The sequence below is a fragment of the Bradyrhizobium sp. 191 genome (genome assembly GCF_023100985.1).
Classification (GTDB): Bacteria; Pseudomonadota; Alphaproteobacteria; order Rhizobiales; family Xanthobacteraceae; genus Bradyrhizobium; species Bradyrhizobium diversitatis.
Map to the genome: position 1 here is coordinate 4,247,519 of NZ_CP064692.1, position 20,910 is coordinate 4,268,428.

At 60.3% G+C, this 20,910-nt stretch carries 18 protein-coding genes, 1 tRNA gene and 1 other annotated feature; of the genes, 11 read left to right on the top strand and 8 right to left on the bottom strand.

The window, feature by feature from the left end; translation table 11 throughout:
- Window positions 1-530: 530 nt before the first annotated feature.
- The 3 genes from IVB23_RS19725 to IVB23_RS19735 are packed head-to-tail and all read left to right on the top strand — an operon-like array spanning window position 531 to window position 3,509.
- Complete coding sequence (locus tag IVB23_RS19725) at window positions 531-995, top strand: hypothetical protein (protein ID WP_247799745.1); 465 nt, start codon at window positions 531-533, stop codon at window positions 993-995.
- On the top strand, window positions 992-2,305 hold the full coding sequence (locus IVB23_RS19730) for an XRE family transcriptional regulator (protein WP_247799746.1): 1,314 nt from the start codon (window positions 992-994) through the stop codon (window positions 2,303-2,305). Before IVB23_RS19725 ends, IVB23_RS19730 begins: the two co-directional genes overlap by 4 nt.
- Window positions 2,292-3,509, top strand: coding sequence for a beta family protein (locus IVB23_RS19735; protein ID WP_247799747.1), 1,218 nt, complete (start codon window positions 2,292-2,294; stop codon window positions 3,507-3,509). The genes IVB23_RS19730 and IVB23_RS19735 overlap by 14 nt, the downstream gene beginning before the upstream one ends.
- 123 nt (window positions 3,510-3,632) lie before the next feature.
- On the opposite strand, the gene IVB23_RS19740 is transcribed toward IVB23_RS19735, so the two are convergent.
- The 4 genes from IVB23_RS19740 to IVB23_RS19755 all read right to left on the bottom strand — a co-directional run bounded on the left by IVB23_RS19740 (window position 3,633) and on the right by IVB23_RS19755 (window position 8,411).
- The gene (locus IVB23_RS19740; protein WP_247799748.1) at window positions 3,633-4,397 is read right to left on the bottom strand and encodes a hypothetical protein; all 765 of its coding nucleotides are present in this window, start codon (window positions 4,395-4,397) and stop codon (window positions 3,633-3,635) included.
- A gap of 191 nt (window positions 4,398-4,588) precedes the next feature.
- Window positions 4,589-5,998, bottom strand: coding sequence for a DUF4041 domain-containing protein (locus IVB23_RS19745; RefSeq protein ID WP_247799749.1), 1,410 nt, complete (start codon window positions 5,996-5,998; stop codon window positions 4,589-4,591).
- A 530-nt stretch (window positions 5,999-6,528) separates the two neighbouring features.
- A complete protein-coding gene (locus tag IVB23_RS19750; RefSeq protein WP_247799750.1) occupies window positions 6,529-7,143 on the bottom strand; it encodes a GDYXXLXY domain-containing protein in 615 nt (204 codons plus the stop codon).
- Complete coding sequence (locus IVB23_RS19755; RefSeq protein WP_247799751.1) at window positions 7,140-8,411, bottom strand: DUF2157 domain-containing protein; 1,272 nt, start codon at window positions 8,409-8,411, stop codon at window positions 7,140-7,142. The genes IVB23_RS19750 and IVB23_RS19755 overlap by 4 nt, the downstream gene beginning before the upstream one ends.
- Before the next feature lie 425 nt (window positions 8,412-8,836).
- Window positions 8,837-8,892: a sequence feature (sul1 is cis-regulatory element that is thought to sense ions involved in sulfur or methionine metabolism; They are found in Alphaproteobacteria), on the top strand.
- A gap of 208 nt (window positions 8,893-9,100) precedes the next feature.
- On the opposite strand from IVB23_RS19755, the gene IVB23_RS19760 reads away from it, so the two are divergent.
- Window positions 9,101-10,585: an MBOAT family O-acyltransferase gene (locus IVB23_RS19760; protein WP_247799752.1), complete on the top strand. Its 1,485-nt coding sequence runs from the start codon at window positions 9,101-9,103 to the stop codon at window positions 10,583-10,585.
- 15 nt (window positions 10,586-10,600) lie between these two features.
- The gene (locus tag IVB23_RS19765) at window positions 10,601-11,596 is read left to right on the top strand and encodes a hypothetical protein (protein WP_247799753.1); all 996 of its coding nucleotides are present in this window, start codon (window positions 10,601-10,603) and stop codon (window positions 11,594-11,596) included.
- 297 nt (window positions 11,597-11,893) lie between these two features.
- Here the strand turns inward: IVB23_RS19765 and IVB23_RS19770 are convergent.
- Together IVB23_RS19770 and IVB23_RS19775 are read right to left on the bottom strand one after the other, a co-directional pair.
- Window positions 11,894-11,983 (bottom strand) — tRNA-Ser (locus tag IVB23_RS19770).
- 419 nt (window positions 11,984-12,402) lie between these two features.
- Window positions 12,403-13,545 (bottom strand): ROK family protein, encoded by a 1,143-nt coding sequence (locus IVB23_RS19775; protein WP_197969144.1) that lies wholly within the window; start codon window positions 13,543-13,545, stop codon window positions 12,403-12,405.
- Between the two features lie 330 nt (window positions 13,546-13,875).
- Here IVB23_RS19775 and rplU point away from each other — a divergent pair, with 330 nt between their 5' ends.
- From rplU to IVB23_RS19790, 3 genes are all read left to right on the top strand, one after another.
- On the top strand, window positions 13,876-14,262 hold the full coding sequence (gene rplU, locus IVB23_RS19780; protein ID WP_124163569.1) for a 50S ribosomal protein L21: 387 nt from the start codon (window positions 13,876-13,878) through the stop codon (window positions 14,260-14,262).
- 102 nt (window positions 14,263-14,364) lie between these two features.
- Complete coding sequence (rpmA, locus tag IVB23_RS19785) at window positions 14,365-14,634, top strand: 50S ribosomal protein L27 (protein ID WP_008538809.1); 270 nt, start codon at window positions 14,365-14,367, stop codon at window positions 14,632-14,634.
- 151 nt (window positions 14,635-14,785) lie between these two features.
- Complete coding sequence (locus IVB23_RS19790; protein WP_197969143.1) at window positions 14,786-15,379, top strand: GNAT family N-acetyltransferase; 594 nt, start codon at window positions 14,786-14,788, stop codon at window positions 15,377-15,379.
- A gap of 179 nt (window positions 15,380-15,558) precedes the next feature.
- Here IVB23_RS19790 and IVB23_RS19795 read toward each other — a convergent pair whose 3' ends face one another.
- Complete coding sequence (locus tag IVB23_RS19795; protein ID WP_197969142.1) at window positions 15,559-16,473, bottom strand: DMT family transporter; 915 nt, start codon at window positions 16,471-16,473, stop codon at window positions 15,559-15,561.
- 269 nt (window positions 16,474-16,742) lie between these two features.
- Here IVB23_RS19795 and IVB23_RS19800 point away from each other — a divergent pair, with 269 nt between their 5' ends.
- The 3 genes from IVB23_RS19800 to IVB23_RS19810 all read left to right on the top strand — a co-directional run bounded on the left by IVB23_RS19800 (window position 16,743) and on the right by IVB23_RS19810 (window position 20,221).
- Window positions 16,743-17,225 (top strand): MaoC family dehydratase, encoded by a 483-nt coding sequence (locus tag IVB23_RS19800; protein ID WP_061880222.1) that lies wholly within the window; start codon window positions 16,743-16,745, stop codon window positions 17,223-17,225.
- 85 nt (window positions 17,226-17,310) lie between these two features.
- Complete coding sequence (gene obgE / locus IVB23_RS19805; protein ID WP_197969141.1) at window positions 17,311-18,351, top strand: GTPase ObgE; 1,041 nt, start codon at window positions 17,311-17,313, stop codon at window positions 18,349-18,351.
- A 235-nt stretch (window positions 18,352-18,586) separates the two neighbouring features.
- Window positions 18,587-20,221, top strand: coding sequence for an alkaline phosphatase family protein (locus IVB23_RS19810; protein ID WP_197969140.1), 1,635 nt, complete (start codon window positions 18,587-18,589; stop codon window positions 20,219-20,221).
- A gap of 181 nt (window positions 20,222-20,402) precedes the next feature.
- Here IVB23_RS19810 and IVB23_RS19815 read toward each other — a convergent pair whose 3' ends face one another.
- A complete protein-coding gene (locus IVB23_RS19815) occupies window positions 20,403-20,906 on the bottom strand; it encodes a hypothetical protein (RefSeq protein ID WP_197969139.1) in 504 nt (167 codons plus the stop codon).
- Window positions 20,907-20,910: the final 4 nt, after the last annotated feature.

Here is a 20,910-nt window from a genome sequence, read left to right on the forward strand (position 1 = left end):
TCGGGTCGAGCATTGTTTCGGGAGCGAAAAGGCCGAGGAATCGTGGTTTGACTCGCTTGGCCAGCGCGTCCGTGCGAGCCGACGAGATTGGGCGGGCGGTGTCGCCCATTCCGAATGACGTCTCCTGTCATTTGCTTCGTCGGGCAAAACAGGAGCATAGTGGCATAATCGCAAGGTCTACGTGGCTGGGTCCGGCCGGGCCTTTGGAGACCCCAGTCGCGTGATCGCCGCAGGTTCGAGTTTCTGCCGCTGAACACTCCGATCTTAATGGGCCGCCACCATAACTCTGATGATCGAAGCAATGTCAGGTTGGGCGTACCGGCGAAGCTGGAGCTCGGGCGCTTGAGCTCTCTTTTGCGGGTGCCCAGGAAAGGATTGCATAGGCCCTCACCCAGAACATACTGATTTTAATAACGAATTTTAACCATACGATTCGCTTGTTACACAGCTCTGTTGCTGAGCCGGCCCTCCGACGGGCCAAGCCGGCGAGTCCGCTTGAAGACGATTGAACACAACGATATTGTTGTGTTATGATTCCTCCGTTCCTTCGACTGCCCGGCGCACCCTTCGCCGTGCTGCCTCCCGGAATCCATTGGGCAACCTTGGAGGAGATCAAGGCTCGTTTCGGTCAGACAGCTCGCCGCGCTTGGCTCTTTGAAGGGGTTCTGGCGGTGGCGGAAGCTTTGCGACAAGCGAACTGCGCCCACATCTATCTAGACGGAAGCTTTGTGACTGAAAAACCGGAGCCGAACGACTTCGACGGATGCTGGGACGCCACTGGTGTCATAGCCGCCCTCCTAGATCCCGTGCTGCTCGAATTCGCGAACGGACGCGCGAGCCAAAAACTAAAATACAGAGGTGAGATGTTTGTCGCGGGCTTCGTCAATTCTGGCACTGAGACGTTTCTCGATTTCTTCCAACGCGACAAGTTCACGGGAGCGGCCAAAGGCATTGTCGGCATCAAGCTAAAAGCAATCGACGGAGCGCCGCAATGATTACGAATGAGCGGCAGTATAAAATTACAAAGAACGAAGCTGAGCGGTTCAAGGCAGCGCTACAAGGCTTCAAAGAGATCGACCTGATAAAGCAGGGCCTCGATCCGGTAATCGTTATTGCCCAACGAAACTCCCTTGAGCAGCAGCTTAAAGACCTTCAGGCTCAAGTGGCCGATTATGAGAAGTTGCGCTCCGGCCGTGTCAAACGGCTATTTCCGACGTCCATAGGGGAGATCGGCCAAACGCTGATTGAGGCAAGGATCGCACGCAATCTTTCGCAGCGCGAGTTGGCTGACCGGCTTGGCATGAAGGAGCAACAGATTCAGCGATACGAACAAGATCGCTATCTTACGGCCAACCTAACGCGTGTCGCGGAGGTCGCGGAAGCTCTCCAGTTCGATCTGGTCGCATTTTTCGAATCGAGGACTGACACCCTTTTAGAAAGGATTGCCCCCAATCTAAGGGACGGGTTCGACATTTCGAAGCTGCCTGTAAAAGAAATGAAGAAGCGAGGGTGGCTGTCGCAAATGCGACTACCCGAACACTTGACAGGGCCGCTTAGCGACATGGACCTCGCCGCTGCTTTTGTTTCCCAAGCCGTCGGCTCTCACGCTCTGCATCGGCAGCATGTGCGCTCGGGGTCGAAGCAAGATCCCTACTCTCTGCTCGCCTGGAGAGCGCGACTCTTGCAAAGAGCGAAATCCTTAGAGACATCGAATCCGATTCGGTCACTCGAAACACAGTCGCTGGTTAGATCGTTGATAGGTCTAAGCACGAAAAAGAATGGCCCGGCTGAGACCGTTGAATTGCTTCGGCAGCACGGAATCATCCTAATCATCGAGCGGCATCTCCCATCTACTCATCTGGATGGGGCTGCGATGATGGTGAATGGCGATACGCCCATTATCGGGCTTACGCTGAGGCACGACCGTCTCGATAATTTCTGGTTCACGTTGCTCCATGAGCTTGGGCATGTCTTTCTCCATCGAGATCAAGGCCTCCGAGAGGGCTTCTTTGACGAGGAGGGCGCACCATCCGTAGACAAACTGGAGAAGGAAGCCGACAGCTTCGCCGAAAGCGCGTTCATAACAAACGAAGTATGGGCAAAATCGTTTGTTAGATTCACCCGGGATAAGAATCAGGTGATAGAATTCGCGAAGAATCATGGGATATCCAGCGCAGTTGTCGCGGGGCGAATTCGGCGAGAGCGCAAGGACTACACGATCTTTAGTGAGCTGGTTGGTCAAGGAGAGCTGAGGAAGATGATGTCTTCAGCAGGATACTTGGAGAACTTAGATGCTGAGGGTTAGCTCGTTCAAGCACACGGACTATCTTGCTATACTCAAATGGAAGCAGGGTGAGCGAGCCGCTCTATCAACCTTCCGAGCGAGTGCGAGTCGCCTGCACGTCTTGTTTGAGATGCCGCCAGCCGGCGACTATGATCACGAGAAGCGCCGACCGCTGACGCCGACCGAACACATCAAGCTATTCGGCAAGAAGCTCTATGATGCATGGGGCAACCGCGTCGCCTTCATTGACGCTAGCCACATTGATGATGATCTTCACAAGAAGGGGTTTGCCCGCCATCCGCTAACCGAGCTTCTTGAAAGGGCTCGTCTGGCCGGCGCTTCGGCCTGCCCTGCTGTGTCACCAACTCATTCTGACGAATACCGCGAGGCTGTAAGGCGGTTTGTTGAGTGGCACGCCGATTTTCCAGTGTGCATCCGCCTCGAAACAAAACATCTAGACAGCCCGACGTTCCACCTTGATCTTGAAACGCTCATTCGGGAATTGAACTGCCGGCCGTCCAAGTGCTTTGTGGTTCTTGATTTTAAGAATCTGGAATTGCCTTCCGTTGAAGCGGAAGATAGCTTCGTGGAAATGCTCGCTGATAGACTTGCAGATTTCCCGTTCCTGCATGACTGGGCCGGAATCGCGGTCGCGCTAAGTTCGTTCCCTATGGAACAGAAAATGAAGCCGGGCGAAGTCAAGCAATTCCCGCGGACTGATCTGCCCGTCTATCAAAAGCTTATTTCAAATCCAAAAGGATTGCTGCGAACTCCGATGTTTGGCGACTACGCCGTCGATACGTCCCCCATCGTGAAACCTCAGCGCAGAACGCCCTCCGCCCATCTCCGCTATTCCACACCAACAGGTTATGCCATTGCGAAGGGCACAACGGTCAAAAAGCCTCATGGATACGAAGCAATTTATCCTGTCGCTGATCTTCTCGCCTCGCAGGCGTTCTTTATGGGGGGTGATTTCAGCGACGGTGATGAATTTATTGTTAGCATCCAAAAACGAGCGCCCGCGAAGGGCAATGCTGCAACTTGGCGCTGGGCGTCAACAGATCATCACTTGACTTGCAATGTCGGTGCGATTGCTAAGATGTTTGGCCTCGTCCCGCTTGATCAGAAGGCGTCTCCGCAGATAGCGCCGAGGCAGCTTGAATTTTTCGATACGGACGAAAGCTCGCCCACCGCGCCAGCTACGGACACCGGGCCCAAAACGTAGCTCGGCGTTTCTGCAATAGACTATAATGCGGCGATCGTCTCTGCCCTGCGGTTTGCGCTGAGCGTTGCCCGCGAAACCGGCCAATATTCCTTGCCTTCAAGTCTATCGTGCTAGCGTCAGCAATTAAGCTTGCGCTCTGGCGCGTTCCTCACGAAACAGCCGTTGATTTGCCAGAGTAGCCAGCCGATCAAATTCGGAGACACAGTCCCGCATCCAGTCCCTCATATCCTTGCCGAACTCATAAGATGGGATGTGGGGATTTTGAAGACTCAGTTTCCTTTGTATCTGGGCCCCCGACATCCTTTCAATTACGCCAGCGAACTCGGTGGTGAGGGCGGCCGCCATGAAGATGCGCTGCTCGCGAAGAACTAATCGGGCCTGATAGATATCGGCTTGCGCCAACGAAACAGTCCGCCAACTGATAATATTGCCGTATTCCTTTTCCCGGTCGGCAGAGTTCAGCAAACTCTGCTTTTCACGCCCATCCAAATCCGAAGCTGATATAAAGCTGGTCAGTTCGTCAGGGGACATGGAGCTAAATCTCGGGATGCTCATCATTCCGCCCGTACAGGTATTCGTGGATAACCACGCTTTGACGAACGCTTTCCAGACTGCTTCGGTAGCTGCAAATTCCATTTCATTTGAGCGCCGTCCACGATCCCCAAGGTGATTGAGCTGCTCTTTAAGAAGCTCCAACTCGCGACCCTGAGATGATTTGAGCCGTTCAAGCTCCTGGCTCTGCTGCGCCTTAAATCCTTCGAGAAGCTTGTTGGCTTTAAACTGAATCAGCGCCTCTCCCAATTTTGTAGGAAGAAGGACCGCCGCCCCGATGAAGCCGCCGATCGCGGATACAACCCACGGATAAATTTGAGTCCAAATCTCGAGCATTATTGGCTATCCAAGGGCGCCCAAACTGAGCGAAGCAAAGACAGGGGATTGGCTGGCCGCCACCTCATCAAAGCAGACGGGCTCGAATCAATTTATCGGCGCCTTCTGATTCGCTGCGGTTGAGCCAGTCAGTCCACAGCGGTAGTCCTTCGCGCGATGGGCTTTCCATAGGGTTCTGCACGGCTCGCGCTTCAGGCCGCTACGGGCTTCATCGGATGTGCGCCATGCAATGTTTGGCGATATTCGAGAGCCTCCGCGATCTCCGTGAATTCGAGCAATTCACCCGTCAGATCGTTGAGGTGAGCCTTTGCCTCCAGCGGCGTAGCCCTGAAGAATTCGCGCCTCCGGTTAACGGTGTTGACGCGTAGCGCCGCCAGCCTTTCGTGCATCGCAGATTCGATACCCACGGCATCATTCGAAAAGAATAATGCGTGGACATCGAAGTTAAATGGCACAGAGGCGTCACTAAGCTCCCTTATGCGGTCCATCGGATCGAGACGCCGGGTCATTCCAACCTTCACCATGCTCTCACCAAATGAGCCAATGTTGGAAATGACATATACATATCCAGCGCGTATGTTGGCAGCTCGCGCGTCAACACTCTCAATCGCCTGATCAACATCTGCAAGCTGCTGACGTAGTCTCTGGGCTCCATCCAGGTCGCCGTTCGCTTCCAAAGCCGCCAATGCATTTGAGTAGTGTTGCTTTTCCTTTTCCAGTTTAGCCCGCTCGCGCTCCATTTCCTGCTGCGCTTTCCGTTCCTCTCGCAGGCGCTCTCGCTCCTGGCGTTCAGCCTCCTTTTCCTCCGCTTGCTTCTGAAGGAAATCAGCAGTCAATGTCAGCTCATCGATGCGAAGCTGGTAGTATGCAGGCGATATTTGAATCTGCATTGTCGCGCCAAGACGCTTGATGATTTCCTCGACTTTGCGAAGGCGTTCCAGTGCGCTATCGAGTTTATAGGGTTTGAGGCCTCGCACTAAAGTGTCCGCCTCGGCATTGAATGCCCGCAGCATCAGCTTGGAGAAATCTTGCACCATCTTTCGGCCTTCTTGAACGGAGCCATTCACCGTCCAGTCAGTGGCAGCTAGAATCGCGCCGCCATCGCGCTTCGTTGCGGACTTGATCGATGCCTGCAACCGGTCAAGCGCTTGCTCATACGCGACCGCATCGGAGAGAGGATGTCGGTAGTCATAGATTCCTACTTCTTGCAGTATGACTGCTTCTCTTGTCTCTACTACGATCTGGCGGGCTTCTGCGTTCTTGGCGTCGACCAAGCGGCTGGCTGCTTCAACCTGCTCTTTGGATGACGCGATCAGTGCATCTAACTTCGCGATTTCAGTTTGCGCCTCTTGCTTTCGTTTCTCTAGCTCCAGGATTGGCAGCCCGCCTAATGCATTAAGTTGCGCTAACGCTTGATCACGTTCCGCCTGGATTACCTTCGCGTCCGTAACTAAGTTGCGTCCAATTTCGGCAAGCTTTTGCGTCTTTGCTTCCTCAGCGCTCAATCGCGCTTGCAACTCATCCACCTCAACCAATAGCCGTCCGGCAAGTTTTCGCGCTCCAAAAAAGGGGACGGATGAGGGTTTGCTGGATGTAGACATAGACCTTCTTCAAATATTTTTTGGTCAGGAAGCCGTGGGCCGCCCCAGACTACTAATGGTTGCGGCTTCACGCAATTCGCCAAAGGTGCATGATTCGAACCTTCCGGAAACTTTGCGGTAATGCATTGCGGGCATCCCCATTGCCGATAGATCGGCCGCCTGCTGCACTCCGGCCGAAATCTACGCGAGGGTCGAAAATTTAAGAGGTCACCTCGTAGCGTCGGCTGCGAGTTTCTCCCCCGTGCGCCCTCATCGATTCTGAAAATCGTTCACTGCCGTCCTGCCTTCATTGCTCCCGCAGGCCCGTGCGAATACAGCACGTTCCCCAGCGCAAAGGCTTCCGTTGCCATTGCCGTAAGTGAGTCGATTTGACTCAGGCGTCCCTTATTGCCGGGCGGTCCTGTTAAAAAATATGGTGACAACGCTCGTTGACTAGATTTGCAATGGCGCAAGAGGGGAGGGATGGGTCCGAATCCCTGCAGGCTCGCACCAATGTCGCGCCGCGAGTGCGGTGCCCACCGCCATCCCCCCTAATACAGCGGCTCCTCGTACACCGGCTCGCCGTCGAGCAGCAGGCGCTTGATGGCGGCGCGGCCGGAGGGCAGCACGGCGGCGACGATGCGGAGCTTCTGCTGGTTGCGGGCGTCCTCGAGCTTCCTGCCTTCGCCCTCGGGCACGAAATAGCTTTCTAGGCCGTATTTGATCGGCAGCTTGTCGCAGAACCTTCGCCGGTCGTCGCCGCAGGATCCGCCATAATTTCCGACGCGGCCGCGGATCAGCACTTCGGGCGCGGTGACGGGGACAGGCTCGGCATGCACCGAGACGGCTCGATAGAGCCCGCCGGCATCGGGCGCGAGCTTGACGAAGACGTCAGGGTGGCGCGCATCCGCTACCTTGCCTTTGAGCGCGCCGGCCGGCAGTTGCGAGATGTCGTAGCGGAGCACGACATAGTCGCCGCGCAGGAGATCGCGGGGATCGACCGGCTGCGTCTGCAGGGTGACCTCGACGCCGTCGCGCAGGATCTGCATGCGGTCGGCCACCATCAGCACCAGCAGCGCAGATTGCAGCAGGACGGCGATGCCGAATAGCACGGCTTTCGGGATGCGCCGGCAGAACGCAGCCAGCGATGCGATCAGCCCTTTCATCGCGCGGCCCTCGGCAGCATGCGGTTGAGCACCGTGGCAAAGGCGACGGCCGCGACGCCCGCCACTGCCAGGAAGGCCGAGCGGTGCAGCAGCGAGCCCTTCACGGCCCAGGTGATCCCTGAGACCAATCCGGCGATGCCGAGCCAGCCGGCGACGACGCGCGGACGCACATCGTCGAGCATGCCTGATACGACGAGGCACAGCATGGCAGAGAGCAGCGCGGCATAGGCGAGCCAGGGCTCGCCGGCCGCAGGCGCCGGCCACAGCGGCGCGGCGAGCAGCACGAGGGCGATCGCGCCGGCCGCCAGAACTTCGCCGGGGCGCCTGGTGAACGCGGCGGACGCCAGCGCAAGGATCACGCCGGCAGCGCCGCACAGGATCGCCCATAGCGGCTGGACCGATGCCTTCGCGGTCCTGATGTGGATGATGTCGTCGACGGTCGTCACCTCGAGGAAGGCAGTGCCAGCCAGCGACAACGCGCCATAGACCGACAGCACGCTGCCGAGGCGGAGCGCCCGCGGCGACGGCATTGCCGCGATCGCAAGGCCCGCGCCGAACACCAGCGCCGCGCCGTTGGCGAGCAGGAAGGACGGCTGGGCGCCGTCGAGCTCGACGCGAAGCGCGGTCGCGATCCACCACGGCAGCAGCGCGAGCGCGACGAGATGGGCCGCGACGCGGCAATTCCAGGCGAAGGCCGTCGTGGCGGCGACGAGCCAGACCGCCAGGAACGGAAGATGCAGGGCGTCGGGCGTATCGGTGGTCCGCAGGCAGGTCCAGATCGAGGCCGCGACGAGGCCGACCGCGAGCGCGCCGCGCGATCCGGTCAGCAGCGCCGCGGCAAACGCGCCGATCGACCACAGCAGCATGCCGCCGGCAAAATCCTCGCCGAGATGATACATCTGGCCGACCAGCGCGATGCCCGCACCGAAGATGATCGCGCCGACGCTGGCGCAGAGATCGGCGAGAACGCTGCGGCCGCTCGCAGCGAACCAGGCGCCGAGGCCGCCGGTGACGACCATGCCGGCGAGCAGGATCGCGAACCGCATCGGTCGCGCAATCTCCGTCCAGTGTGCCGCCACGAAGGCGAGGAATGCCGCCGCGATCAGCAGGCCGCCGACGATGGCGACGACCATTGCGATGTTGATGCCCGCCGGAAGCGGCGGCAGCGCATTGCGGATCGAGGCGGCCGCAGCCGGCGCGATCACGCCGTCGGCCTCCCATCGCCCGAGATCGGCTTCGAGGCGCTGCCGGTAGGATTTGTCGAACATCGTTTGGGAATACTCGGGGTGTCGTCGGAGGGCGGGACGTTGCTGGGTCGGATCCCACCCATAACAGGTTCAACCCGTCACCGTTCTGCAGGAAAAAGCGGCCATCTTGAACTGCGGTCTAGACTTTTAGCGCCGACGAACTAGTTCGATCGGTCGAGATGCGGCAGATCGATGCCTGAGGCGGGCACAATCGGTCTCGCACTCCGCTCAGAAATATTTCAATGAACATCGAATGCAGTCATTGGCAATAGTCCGATTGGACTGGCCGCAGCCGCTCACTGGTTTGAAATATTCCGGTTCGCCGCTATGAGGCAGGCGAAACGGTTGTCGCCAATGCTCGCGATTGTGCCCGCGACGGAATGCCACTGGATGACTTGACGAATCTCAAGAACGGCTGCCGCCCAATTGCAACGATGGCTTCATCACATGGACCTGGTGAGAAGCCAGGTGGCTCTTCTGGCCGCCCATCCGCCAGATAACGTCAAAGCCCCGGCACGTCATCTTCTGCCCCGGGCGACCGTGAGAATCCTCTCTTCCCCTACATTCGCGAATCGAACTGTTCGAAAGCAGCTTCGCTGAGGATTCGGCGACTAAAGTTACGATGGTGAAATCAGCGGCAAGTGGCTGAGTTACTGGCTCTGACTACGTCCAAAACGACGCGATTAACGTCAGCGAGCGGAGTAATCTACGTGCTGTTTAATTCTTATCAGTTCATACTCGTATTCCTGCCTGCCGTACTGTTCGGCTATTTCGCCCTGCGTTTCTTTGCGACCAAGGCCGTCACCTTGCTTTGGTTGATCGGCGCATCCCTGGCGTTTTATGCGGCTTGGGACCCATGGAATCTTCTGGTGCTCTTCACGAGCATCGCCCTCAATTTCATCTGCGGCACGAGCCTCGCGGATCGCGCGCGAAGCGGAAGGCCAACCCGGCTTCTGCTTGCCGTGGGCATCGCATTTAACCTCTGCATGATCGGCTATTTCAAGTATGCAGGCTTTCTTGCCGCCAACGTCAATACGATTTTTGGAACCGACATTCCTGTCCTCGATCTGGTGTTGCCGCTGGCGATTTCGTTTTTCACATTTCAGGAGATCGCCTATCTCGTCGATTCGTCACGGGGCGAAACGTACGGGTACCGCTTCAAGGATTACGTACTGATGGTGGTGTTCTTCCCGCACCTGATCGCCGGGCCGATCGTCAATCACCGGATTTTAATGCGTCAATTCATGAGCAACGAGCAATTGAGCGCGAGGGCCCCGACTCTTGCGCTCGGAAGCGGCCTGTTCGTCCTCGGCCTTGCAAAGAAGGTGCTGTTCGCTGATGGCATGGCGCCTCAGGCCAATCTGATTTTCGACGGTGTGGCCAGGGGAGCTTCGCCGACCTTTGCCGAAGCCTGGGTTGGAGCCCTGGCGTATACGTTGCAGCTCTATTTCGACTTCTCCGGCTATTCCGACATGGCGATCGGATTGGGCCTCCTGTTCGGGGTTCGCCTTCCGCTGAATTTCAACTCGCCGTACAAGGCAGAAAACCTCATCGATTTCTGGCGACGCTGGCACATGAGCCTGTCGGCATTTCTCCGCGATTATCTTTACTTTGCTCTCGGTGGCAGCCACCGAGGGGAAATACGGCGGTTCGCAAACCTGATCGTCACCATGCTGCTCGGCGGGCTGTGGCACGGCGCGGGATGGACATTCGTCTGCTGGGGAGCGTTTCATGGCTTCGGGCTGGCCATATGCCATTTCTGGATACGTCTCTTCGGTACTGCCCAACGCAGCGGCACCAGTCGATCCGGGGCCATGGTTGGCCGCACTCTTACCTTGATATTCGTCGTGTTTGGGTGGGTGCTGTTCCGCGCGGACTCCATGGGAAGCGCAACCAAGATGATGGGGACGATGATCGGACTGAATGGATTCGATCTCGGGATCAATGCCGACCGGCAACTGACCACCCTGCTGACGCTGGCGTCTATCGTCACTTTGTCGGCGATTGCGCTGTTTGCCCCCAACTCACAGCAGTGGCTGGGTTACGATCCGCAGCATCGGTCTGAAGAGCACTCCTCCTGGGCCAGTCACTTTGCGACTGCCTACCCAGTGCACGGCGTGGCGTTGGGCTGCCTTTTCGTCTTCACGCTGACCCAGATGTCCATCGTGCAATCTTTCCTCTATTTCCAGTTCTAGCCGGAGGAATCCAAAATGCAGATGATCCGGACGGGCGATGAAGGTAGCGCCGAACGTCGCGCGCGGGTCTGTCTTGCCGCATTTTCCACTACGGTCCTCCTGTCGGTGGTTGGATTCTTTGCAGCACTCGGAGTTTTGCGGGCCGTTGATCGCCTGCCGCCGCCTCCGGTATCCGGGACGTGGTGCATCGACGGCCGTTTTGTCTGGCTGAGAGACAACCCGGATTGGAAGAATGCGGCGCTCATCGGGGTGGGGTCGTCGGTGACTTGGCGTAATCTCGATTTCCATGTGGTTCGCCCCGAGGGGGGGATCATAAACGCAGCGCCCTGCGCCCTAACCGTCAATCAGACTCGTTATATGACCGAGTTTCTTCTCTCGCGCGCATCGAACGCAAAAACTGTGATGATGATCCTTGCACCACGAGACTTCCAAGGCTGTTCGAGGAATCCGACTGCATTTTTCGATCCTGATCTGGTCGATCAATTCATCGATCGAAAACTAAGCAACAGACTAGACAGGGCGTGGCTTCGCTTTCGTAACTTTCGTCTCAAAGACGTCTTCTTTCACGTGCTTTACGCCGAAGAGCGCCGCTCCGAATTGCAGTTTGACGAGTTTGGATCCGGCCCCCTGGTCAGGGACGTGCCGGACGCGGGATACCCGGTCAAGCCGGAGTCCAGTTGTTATGCGGAACTAACCGGCCTCGCCACCTGGCTCGAATCGAAGGGCATTCAGTTCGTTGCGGTGACTTTTCCCGTCATGCCGGGGTGGGCCGCACGTCACGACCGATCCCGCTCGATACGAGAACAATTCAGATCTGCGGTCGCATCCGCGCTTGCCCCTACTAAAGCAATCTTGGTCGATGGCATGACCGAATGGCAAGTGCCGGACTCGGCATTTACAGATCCGGTGCATCTGCAATGGGCAGAAACGGCTGCGTTTACCCGTTACGTCTGGAAGGCTGCTCAACAGAGGGGCGCAGACTTGCCTCGTCTGAAGAGTGAGGGGAAATGACGGCAGCGAGCAGGTCGGAGACGAGAAGCAGCTCAACAACATGCGACAACCGGAAAGCGCCGCCGCGTGCTGCCGGGCCGGCGGGTGGTCGCGGGGTGTTGGCTGAAGGCTTTATTTTGCGAAGGTTCAGATAAGCCCAGACGGCGCATCGATAGGAACGCAGCCATGGTGCGGACCGCCTGTGCCGGAGGCGGCCTGACGTTCGTTGGAGCGGTGTCCGACCGAGCTCAGCCGGGTCGCGTGTGCGACAGATCTTTGCAGGTCGAAAGCACGGACCATTTGTCGAGGGCTGCTGGGTGGCGGAGAGGGAGGGATTCGAACCCCCGATAGGCTTGCACCTATGCCGCATTTCGAGTGCGGTGCATTCAACCACTCTGCCACCTCTCCTGAAGGCGCCATTGAGGGGCTGCGGCCCCTGTGGTTGGGGGCGTTAATAGGCGAGGATGGCTGGCCAGACAAGGCGCGGGAGACGAAAATCGGGACGGTTTTCCGCCGAACCCTGCGACGGTCGCGGTGCCGGCGGCGCCGATTGCGGATTTTGGCGTGGGTTTGAGCGTTTCGGGCCGGAGTTTTCGCGCTTCGCCCGGCGCGGGGGGGCCGCGGACGCAGACGCGAATCACGGCTCGAAGGGAAAGCAGAAGGGGGTGGGACCGCCAGACGCGGTAAACACTGGCGGTCCCGTGCCGCTCATTGAAATACTGGCCAGGAAGGGCGGCTTCGCCGGCCGAGTGAAAGCGGCGATTTCGACCGTAGCGTGCGGTCCGCATGGCGCAACGCAATCCGCCCCTTAACCTAACCGGTCAAGGTTACTCCTTGTCCGCCTTGTTGTCTGACTTGCCCTTTTTCTTCCCGTTCTCCGTGGAATCCCGGTCCTTGCCGTTGCCGTTCTCCTTGCGGCGGTTGGTGAAGCGCGCATTGCCGAGCCCGGTGCCGATGGTGAGCACGCCCCAGCGCCCGACATCCTGCATGAACGGCACTTCCGACAGGCCCTGAACGACGCCGTCATTGTGCATCAGGATCGCGGTGTCGTGCTCGCCGATGACGGGGATCGCCTCGACGAGGCTCGCCGGCAGGTTGAACTTGCTGCTCTCCCAATTGCCCGGCAGGTTCTGCGCGCCCTTCTCGATCGAGCCGTCCGCGTTGATCACCCCGGGGCAGGCGATGCCGATGAAAGGCGCGAGCTTGTAGCCTTCGGTCTCGGCTTCCGTGATCAGCCCCTTCAGCATCTTGGTGAGCCGCTTCACCGCGCCTTCGCGCGTCGGCTCGTCATCGGCGTGGCGCCACAGTTCGGAATGCACCACCTTGGCCTTCGACAGATCCTTGGCCTTTTTCCAGCTGGTTTCCACCAGGCCGCAGCGGATGTTGGTGCCGCCGATATCGACGGCGAGGATGCTGTCATGGGCTTCGAAGATCCAGGACGGCGCCAGATGCAGCGCGCCGAGCAGGCCGGCTTCGTCGGGATGATGGCGAATCGGCTGCAGGTCGATCTTGAAGTCCTCCGACTTCAGGATGATCTCGGCACGGGCGATCACGAGCTCGCCGAGCCGGGAATCGCGAAAACCGCCGCCGACGACGATGCGCTCGGTCTTGGCCCAGGCCTTGGTCTTGAGGAAGCGTCGCGTGACATAGGCCAGTTCCTGGGAGAAATCCTCGATCGCGCTGTGCACCACGGCCGAGGCCTCGGTGTCGTCGCCGACCAGAATGGCGTCCAGCGTCTTCTTGTTGATCTCCTCCGTCGGCACCTTGCCGAACGGGTCCTCCCCCGTCTTGCGCAGCGGCTTGCGCCAGCGCTCGAGGACGTCCCGGAACGCGCCCTTGCTGGCGCGGTCGCCGAGAAAACCGTCCTCGTCCTTGATCTCGATGTTGAAGCTGTCGACATCCACCGACGGCAGCCGCTCGGCGCCGTGCTGGGCGATGCCCGTTGTCTTGACCAGTTCGTCCGTTGCCATGATAGCCCTTGCCCGCGAGAGATTTGCGAGGACAACGGCGAGGGAACCCGATGGTTGCAGCCCGGGCCGAGATTCCGCTCGGCTCTCGCAAACGCTCCAAATCCTTCAGATCTCGGGCCTTTTCCCGCGGTTTTCCTTGACTCGCGGCGTCCAGCGGCTATAAGTCCCACAGCCGGCGCGGGGCGTTTCTCGCGCCGCTTGTTTTTGCGTGGGTTTTCAAAGGGGTAAGCCCCGCCCGCACAAACGCGCATGAACCCTTAGCGACTGACAAAAAGCCGGCCCCGACGATATCAGTCGCGAGGCCGGGATTGAACACGAAGGAAAAAAACGATGTTCGCAGTCATCAAAACCGGCGGCAAGCAATACCGTGTCGTGCCGGATGATGTCCTGGAAGTAGGCAAGATCGAAGGCGAAGTCGGCTCGATCGTGCAGTTGAATGAAGTTCTGGTGGTCGGCGGCGACACGCCGGTGCTGGGCGTCCCGACGGTGGCAGGTGCCTCCGTGGCGGTCGAGGTGCTCGACCACAAGCGCGGCCCCAAGGTCATCGCGTTCAAGAAGCGCCGCCGCAAGAACTCGCGCCGCAAGCGCGGCTACCGCGACGAGATCACCGTGCTGCGCGTCAGCGAGATCCTGACGGACGGCGCCAAGCCCACCAAGGGCCCGCGCCCGAAGCGGGAGAAGGTGGCCAAGGAGCCGGCAGCCGAAGCCGCCGAGTAACGAGATTCGATCACGCCAGTTCACGAATTGAGGCGTGAGACCTTTTGAAATGATTCCGTCAAGGAATTGACCTAGACATACGCAGGATTTCGGAGACGAGCCATGGCTCACAAAAAAGCAGGCGGTTCATCGCGTAACGGACGCGATTCCAAAGGCAAGCGCCTCGGTATCAAGGCGTTCGGCGGGGAGATCGTCACTCCCGGCAACATCATTGCGCGTCAGCGCGGCACGACCTGGCACCCGGGCCTTAATGTCGGCATGGGCACAGACCACACTCTGTTCGCCAAGATCGAGGGCCGCGTTGCGTTCCAGGCTAAAGCCAACGGCCGCACCTTCGTATCGGTACTCCCGATCGCCGAGGCGGCTGAATAGACGGTGGATCAAATTTGGAGTCCGCCGGTCCCGACTGAACCGGCGGAGTCCTAGAGATCGAGAGATCGAAGGCTCCAGGGGAGGCGGGAAACCGGCCTCCCCTTTTCTTTGACTTGCTCACTTCGAATTAGTGACTTTCACGGAGCCGGACATGTTGCAGGATTTCTCGAGCGTGACCTTGCAGGAGGCGAGACCCAGCGTCGTCGCCACCGAGCGGCTGACCTTGCGGCGGCCGACCCTCGCCGACGTCAGGACCATCGCCCGGCTCGCCAATGACCGCCGTGTCGCCGAGAACACGCGGCGCCTGCCGCATCCCTATTCGCAGGACGACGCCGTCGCATTCATCCGCGCCACCGCCGCGCTCGGCAGCGAGACCGTGTTCCTGATCGAGCACGACACCGGGCCGGTCGGCATGGTCGGCATCGACTGCTCCACGCCCGGCAACGCCGAACTCGGCTACTGGCTCGGCGTCGAGCACTGGGGCCTGGGTTATGCGACCGAAGCCGCACGCGGCGCGATCGATTTCTTCTTCGAGGAGTTCGAGGACGAGCATCTCCATGCCGGCGCGCGCGTCACCAATCCGGCCTCGCGCAACGTGCTGGAGAAGTGCGGCTTCCAGTGGAGCGGCGTGCAGCTGCACCGCTTCCTGGCGCTGGGTTCCTCGACGCCCGTCGACTGCTTCCGCCTCTCGCGCGGCGTCTGGGCGTCGCTGAAGAGCTGGAGCAGTGCGCGACGCATGAAATAGCGCAAGAGCTCACCACATTCTCCGCTGTCGTCCCGGGGCGCGACGAAGTCGCGAGCCCGGGACCCATAATCCCAGGGAGGAGTGAGGGGCAGAACTCCCACTCCGAGTCTTCGTCACACCACTCCCTGTGGGTATGGGTCCCGGGCTCGCGCTTCGCGCGCCCCGGGACGACGTCGTGGCTACGCCGGCGGATTCACCTCGGGCGTCGCGTGCCCCAGATCCCGCTCGCGCAAATAGATGTAGAACCCGGCACCGATGATGATGGCGGCGCCGACGAGGGTTGCGATCGACGGCACGTCGCCGAACACGACGAAGCCGAAGATCACGGCCCACACGATCATCGAATATTGGTAGGGCACGACGACGCTGGCCGGCGCCAGCTTGAGCGAACGGTTGACGCAGAACAGCGCGGTCACCGAAATCAGACCGGCGGCGGCGAAGATCACGAGGCTGCCTGGCGTCGGCGGCACCCAGTGAAACGCCGACAGCACCGCGCCGAGCGAGAACGTGCCGACGAATTGCGAAGACGCCATCACGATGTCGGGCGTCTTGCGCAGGCTGCGCGTGATCAGCATCAGGGTCGCAAACGACAGGCTGCCGCCGAGCGCGATCAGCGCCGGCAGGCTGACGGTCTGCGCGGACGGGCGCAGCGCGATCAAGACGCCGCAAAAGCCGATCAGGATGGCGGTCCAGCGCCGCCAGCCGACCTTCTCGCCTAAGAAGATCGCCGACATCGCAGTGACGAAGATCGGACCGGCCAGATAATAGGTGATGACGTCGGCAAGCGGCAGATAGACCGTCGCGAGAAAGAACGCCGCGACTTCCAACGTCGACAGCACGACGCGAATCAGCTGCAAGCCCGGCCGCTCCAGATGCAGGAACTGGTGACGCTGCGTCCAGATCATCGGCGACAGCAGGAGCAGCGCCGCGCAGGCACGCAGAAACAAGAGCTGGCCAACCGAATAGGTGCCGACCAGAAACTTGCCCATGGCGTCGCCGAACGAGAACATGAAGATCGACAGCACCATCAGCGCGATGCCGGCCAGCCGCGCCGAGCGGTCGTCATAGGCTGAGAGGGTCTTGAACAGGGACATTGGCAAGGGTGCGGATTCAGAGGCTCGTCATTGCGAGGAGCTCCTGCGACGAAGCAATCCAGACTGCTTCGATGGAGGCAGTCTGGATTGCTTCGCTCCGCTCGCAATGACGGGCGGAGGGAGCGTCGAAAAGCGGCGAATAGGGTCGCTTGCGGTCGTTTTAATGACGGGAGCCGCCGCGGCAAGCCCGCGCAAGCCGAATTGAACGGATTGTCGCACTCTTCGCATCGCGGTAGCGATGAACGCCCCAGCGACGAAAGAGCTCTGACATGACCGACTTCGATCCCACCCAGCATCGCATGATCCCCGCGCAACGCTGGTTTGAGGATTTCGTCGTCGGCGAGCGTTTCGTGCTGCCGAGCCGAACCCAGACCTCGGCGGTGTTCGCCGCATTCCAGACCGCGAGCGGCGACACCCATCCGGTGCACTACGACGTGGAATATTGCCGCAGCCGCGGCATGCCGCATCTGCTCGCCCACGGCTTCCAGACCTTGATCCACACCGCGCCCGGCGCCGGCCTGTTTCCGTTCATGGTCGAGGACTCCCTGGTCGGCTTCCTCGAGCAATCGAGCCGGTTCCTCAAGCCGGTGTTCGCCGACGACACGATCTACCCCGCGCTCGAAGTCACCGAGCTGGTGCCGGGTCGCTCGACCGGCGTGGTGACGCTTCGCAGTACCGTGTTCAACCAGCGCAAGGAGCTGGTGCTGGACGGCCTGCAGAAATTCCTGATCCGGCGCCGCCCGGCAGGTTAAGCAAGGCGCGATTTCGCGAGAAATTCGGCCAAACCGCGGGGCAATGCGGGTTGCCGCGGGGGACCTGCTGGCCTACCTATGGCCCATGAAATTCCTCGACGAAGCAAAGGTCTATATCCGCTCCGGCGACGGCGGGAACGGCTGCGTGGCGTTCCGCCGCGAGAAGTTCATCGAATTCGGCGGTCCCTCCGGCGGCAATGGCGGCCGCGGCGGTAACGTCATCATCGAGGTCGCCGATGGCCTCAACACGCTGATCGACTACCGCTACCAGCAGCACTTCAAGGCCCAGAAGGGCGAGAACGGCTCGGGCTCGGACCGCCACGGCGCCAACGGCAAGAACATCGTGCTCAAGGTGCCGGTCGGTACCCAGATCTTCGACGAGGATCGCGAGACGCTGATCCACGACTTCACCAAGGTGGGCGAGAAGTTCGTGCTGGCCGAGGGCGGCAATGGCGGCTTCGGCAACGCGCATTTCAAGTCGTCGACCAACCGCGCGCCGCGCAACGCCAATCCCGGCCAGCCCGGCGAGGAGCGCTGGATCTGGCTGCGGCTGAAGCTGATCGCCGATGCCGGACTCGTCGGCCTGCCCAATGCCGGCAAGTCGACCTTCCTCTCCAAGGTCAGCGCGGCGAAGCCCAAGATCGCCGACTATCCCTTCACCACGCTGCATCCGCAGCTCGGAGTCGTGAACGCCGACGGCCGCGAGTTCGTGCTGGCCGATATTCCCGGTCTGATCGAGGGCGCGCATGAAGGCGCGGGCCTCGGCGACCGCTTCCTCGGCCATGTCGAACGCTGCCGGGTGCTGCTGCATCTCGTCGACGCGACCTGCGAGCACGCCGGCAAGGCCTACAAGACCGTGCGCAAGGAGCTCGACGCCTATGGCGGACAGCTCACCGACAAGATCGAGATCGTCGCGCTGAACAAGATCGACGCGGTCGAGCCGGACGAGCTCAAGAAGCAGAAGGACCGCCTCAAGCGCGCCGCGAAGAAGACGCCGCTGCTGCTGTCCGGCGCCACGGGCCAAGGCGTGAAAGAAGCCTTGCGTGCGCTCGCGGACGTGATCGGCGAGAGCCCGGTCTCCGCCAAGGCGAAGAGCGCGGCGGAAGCGGAGCCGTGGTCGGCTTAAGCTCTCACTGTCGTCCCTGCGAACGCAGGGACCCATACCGCGTGATCCATCGATTGCGGATGGTCGTAGTCCCCGAACGACCAGTCTTCGCCAAACCACTGCCTGGGGTTATGGGTCCCTGCGTTCGCAGGGACGACAGCGGAGGATGCGGCTATGAATGCGCGCATCACCCGGCTTGTCATCGCGCTCTCGATAGAGCAGCATCAAATAATCAAGAAAATGCAGGGATGAACGCATGGCGCGCGCGAAGAACGTTCTCTGGATCATGTGCGACCAGCTTCGCTATGATTATCTCGGCTGCACCGGCCATCCCACGCTGAAGACACCGAACATCGACGCCATGGCGAAGCGCGGCGTGCTGTTCACCAACGCCTATGTGCAGTCGCCGATCTGCGGGCCGTCGCGGATGTCGTTCTACACCGGGCGCTACATGCGTTCGCACGGCTCGCATTGGAACGGCTGGCCGCTGCGCGTCGGCGAGCCCACGCTCGGCGATCACCTGGGCAAGATCGGCGTGCGCAACGTGCTGGTCGGCAAGACCCACATGGCGCCCGACCTCGAGGGCATGAAGGCGCTCGGCATCCCGCCGGAATCGATCATCGGCGTGCACGTCGCCGAATGCGGGTTCGAGCCTTACGAGCGCGACGACGGCCTGCATCCCACGGGGCGGCCGCGACCGAAATACGATGACTATCTGCGCCAGCAGGGCTTTGAAGCAACCAATCCCTGGGAGCATTGGGCCAATTCAGGCGCGGCCGACGATGGCTCCCTGCAGAACGGCTGGCTGCTGGTGCATGCCGACAAGGCCGCGCGCGTGCCGGACGAGCATTCCGAGACGCCCTACATGACGCGGCGCGCGATGGACTTCATCACCGAGGCCGAGACCGACGGCCGGCCGTGGTGCCTGCACCTGTCCTACATCAAGCCGCACTGGCCCTACATCGCGCCGGAGCCCTATGCGAGCATGTATTCGACCGATGACATGATTCCGGCAATCCGCTCCGAGCGCGAGCGACAGAATCCGCATCCCGTGTTCGGCGCCTATATGGACATGCGCTACTCCCGCAACATGGCGCGCGACGATGCCCGCGACAAGGTGATCCCGACCTATATGGGCCTGATCACGCAGATCGACGACCAGATGGGCGTGCTGATGAAGTTCCTGGAGGACCGAGGCCTCTTGGACACCACCATGATCGTGTTCACCTCAGATCACGGCGACTATCTCGGCGATCACTGGATGGGCGAGAAGGATCTGTTCCACGAACAGTCGGCGAAGATCCCGCTCATCATCATCGATCCCTCGAAGGAGGCCGACGCCACGCGGGGCACGCACAGCGACGCGCTGGTCGAGGCGATCGATCTTGCGCCGACCTTCGTCGATTATTTCGGCGGCAAGGTGCCGGGCCACATCCTCGAAGGACGTTCGCTGCTCCCGCTGCTGCGCGGGCCGACGCCGCCGGATTGGCGCAAGGTGGCATTCTCCGAATACGACTACGCCATGCAGGACGTCCGGCTGAAGCTGAACCAGCCGATTGAACGCTGCCGCCTGTTCATGGTGTTCGACGGCCGCTGGAAATACATTCACGCCTCCGGCTTCCGCCCGATGCTGTACGACCTGGAAACCGATCCTCAGGAATACGTCGATCGCGGCGACGATCCGGAATGCGCGGGCATCATCGCGCGCCTCCAGGCCGAGCTGTTCGACTGGGCGCTGCATCCGAACGGCCACATCACCACGCCGCGCGAGAAGATCGCGGCCTATGCCGATAACCAGCTCCAGGTGAAGGGTGGGGTCTTGATCGGCATCTGGGACGAGAAAGAGCTCGCGGCGATCAAGGACGGCATCGCGCAGCGCGCGAAACTATAAGACCCTCATGGTGAGGAGGCGCGACAGCGCCGTCTCGAACCATGCAGGCCGAGCCGCAGCAGCGGGGCCTTTCATCCTTCGAGACGCGCGCAAAAGCGCGCTCCTCAGGATGAGGGGATAGAGAGAGCGCGCCGCTCTCTCTAGGCATCAAGCCCAGCGACGACCGCGCAAATGCTGCCGACTAACGGTCGACCAAACGGCCTTCAAATTTCGGCTTACCTGGTACCAGAAAGAGCCGGTACCACTCCATATCCTTTCGCTCGGCGATTTCAGCGTCCGAGAGTTTGGCCGTCTCACCGAGGCTCGACTGGTCAACTCCGAGATTTTGCCCAGCCACGTAGACTGCGTAGTCACCCCGCTCGATATCCGCAGAAATTGGAGGATCGGTGTCGATCACCGACATGACGTGAATATGCCCGCTCTCGCAACTGAAATGCACGCACGTGATCCGCTGCCACTCATCCGATGAAGGCGGCCCGTCACTCGACACCAGCTCAACCCAATGGTCGTTAAGATCGGCTTCGGTGCCAATCATTCGAAACGCCGGCACGCCGGCAAAACCTTGCCTGGTTTTCTCCGCGTCCCAGTTCTCCTCGCTCTCAAGGGACCTGAATGGATCGTCGCACACGACGATCTGATAATTGCTCGCAAACACGCGCGCCGCGCCGAGTAACCGCTCTGTCATTGTC

Coding starts and splice junctions, on each gene's coding strand:
- IVB23_RS19725 (WP_247799745.1), top strand. CDS start 531: ATGATTCCTCCGTTCCTTCGACTGCCCGGCGCACCCTTCGCCGTGCTG.
- IVB23_RS19730 (WP_247799746.1), top strand. CDS start 992: ATGATTACGAATGAGCGGCAGTATAAAATTACAAAGAACGAAGCTGAG.
- IVB23_RS19735 (WP_247799747.1), top strand. CDS start 2,292: ATGCTGAGGGTTAGCTCGTTCAAGCACACGGACTATCTTGCTATACTC.
- IVB23_RS19740 (WP_247799748.1), bottom strand. CDS start 4,397: ATGCTCGAGATTTGGACTCAAATTTATCCGTGGGTTGTATCCGCGATC.
- IVB23_RS19745 (WP_247799749.1), bottom strand. CDS start 5,998: ATGTCTACATCCAGCAAACCCTCATCCGTCCCCTTTTTTGGAGCGCGA.
- IVB23_RS19750 (WP_247799750.1), bottom strand. CDS start 7,143: ATGAAAGGGCTGATCGCATCGCTGGCTGCGTTCTGCCGGCGCATCCCG.
- IVB23_RS19755 (WP_247799751.1), bottom strand. CDS start 8,411: ATGTTCGACAAATCCTACCGGCAGCGCCTCGAAGCCGATCTCGGGCGA.
- IVB23_RS19765 (WP_247799753.1), top strand. CDS start 10,601: ATGCAGATGATCCGGACGGGCGATGAAGGTAGCGCCGAACGTCGCGCG.
- IVB23_RS19775 (WP_197969144.1), bottom strand. CDS start 13,545: ATGGCAACGGACGAACTGGTCAAGACAACGGGCATCGCCCAGCACGGC.
- rplU (WP_124163569.1), top strand. CDS start 13,876: ATGTTCGCAGTCATCAAAACCGGCGGCAAGCAATACCGTGTCGTGCCG.
- rpmA (WP_008538809.1), top strand. CDS start 14,365: ATGGCTCACAAAAAAGCAGGCGGTTCATCGCGTAACGGACGCGATTCC.
- IVB23_RS19790 (WP_197969143.1), top strand. CDS start 14,786: ATGTTGCAGGATTTCTCGAGCGTGACCTTGCAGGAGGCGAGACCCAGC.
- IVB23_RS19795 (WP_197969142.1), bottom strand. CDS start 16,473: ATGTCCCTGTTCAAGACCCTCTCAGCCTATGACGACCGCTCGGCGCGG.
- IVB23_RS19800 (WP_061880222.1), top strand. CDS start 16,743: ATGACCGACTTCGATCCCACCCAGCATCGCATGATCCCCGCGCAACGC.
- obgE (WP_197969141.1), top strand. CDS start 17,311: ATGAAATTCCTCGACGAAGCAAAGGTCTATATCCGCTCCGGCGACGGC.
- IVB23_RS19810 (WP_197969140.1), top strand. CDS start 18,587: ATGGCGCGCGCGAAGAACGTTCTCTGGATCATGTGCGACCAGCTTCGC.
- IVB23_RS19815 (WP_197969139.1), bottom strand. CDS start 20,906: ATGACAGAGCGGTTACTCGGCGCGGCGCGCGTGTTTGCGAGCAATTAT.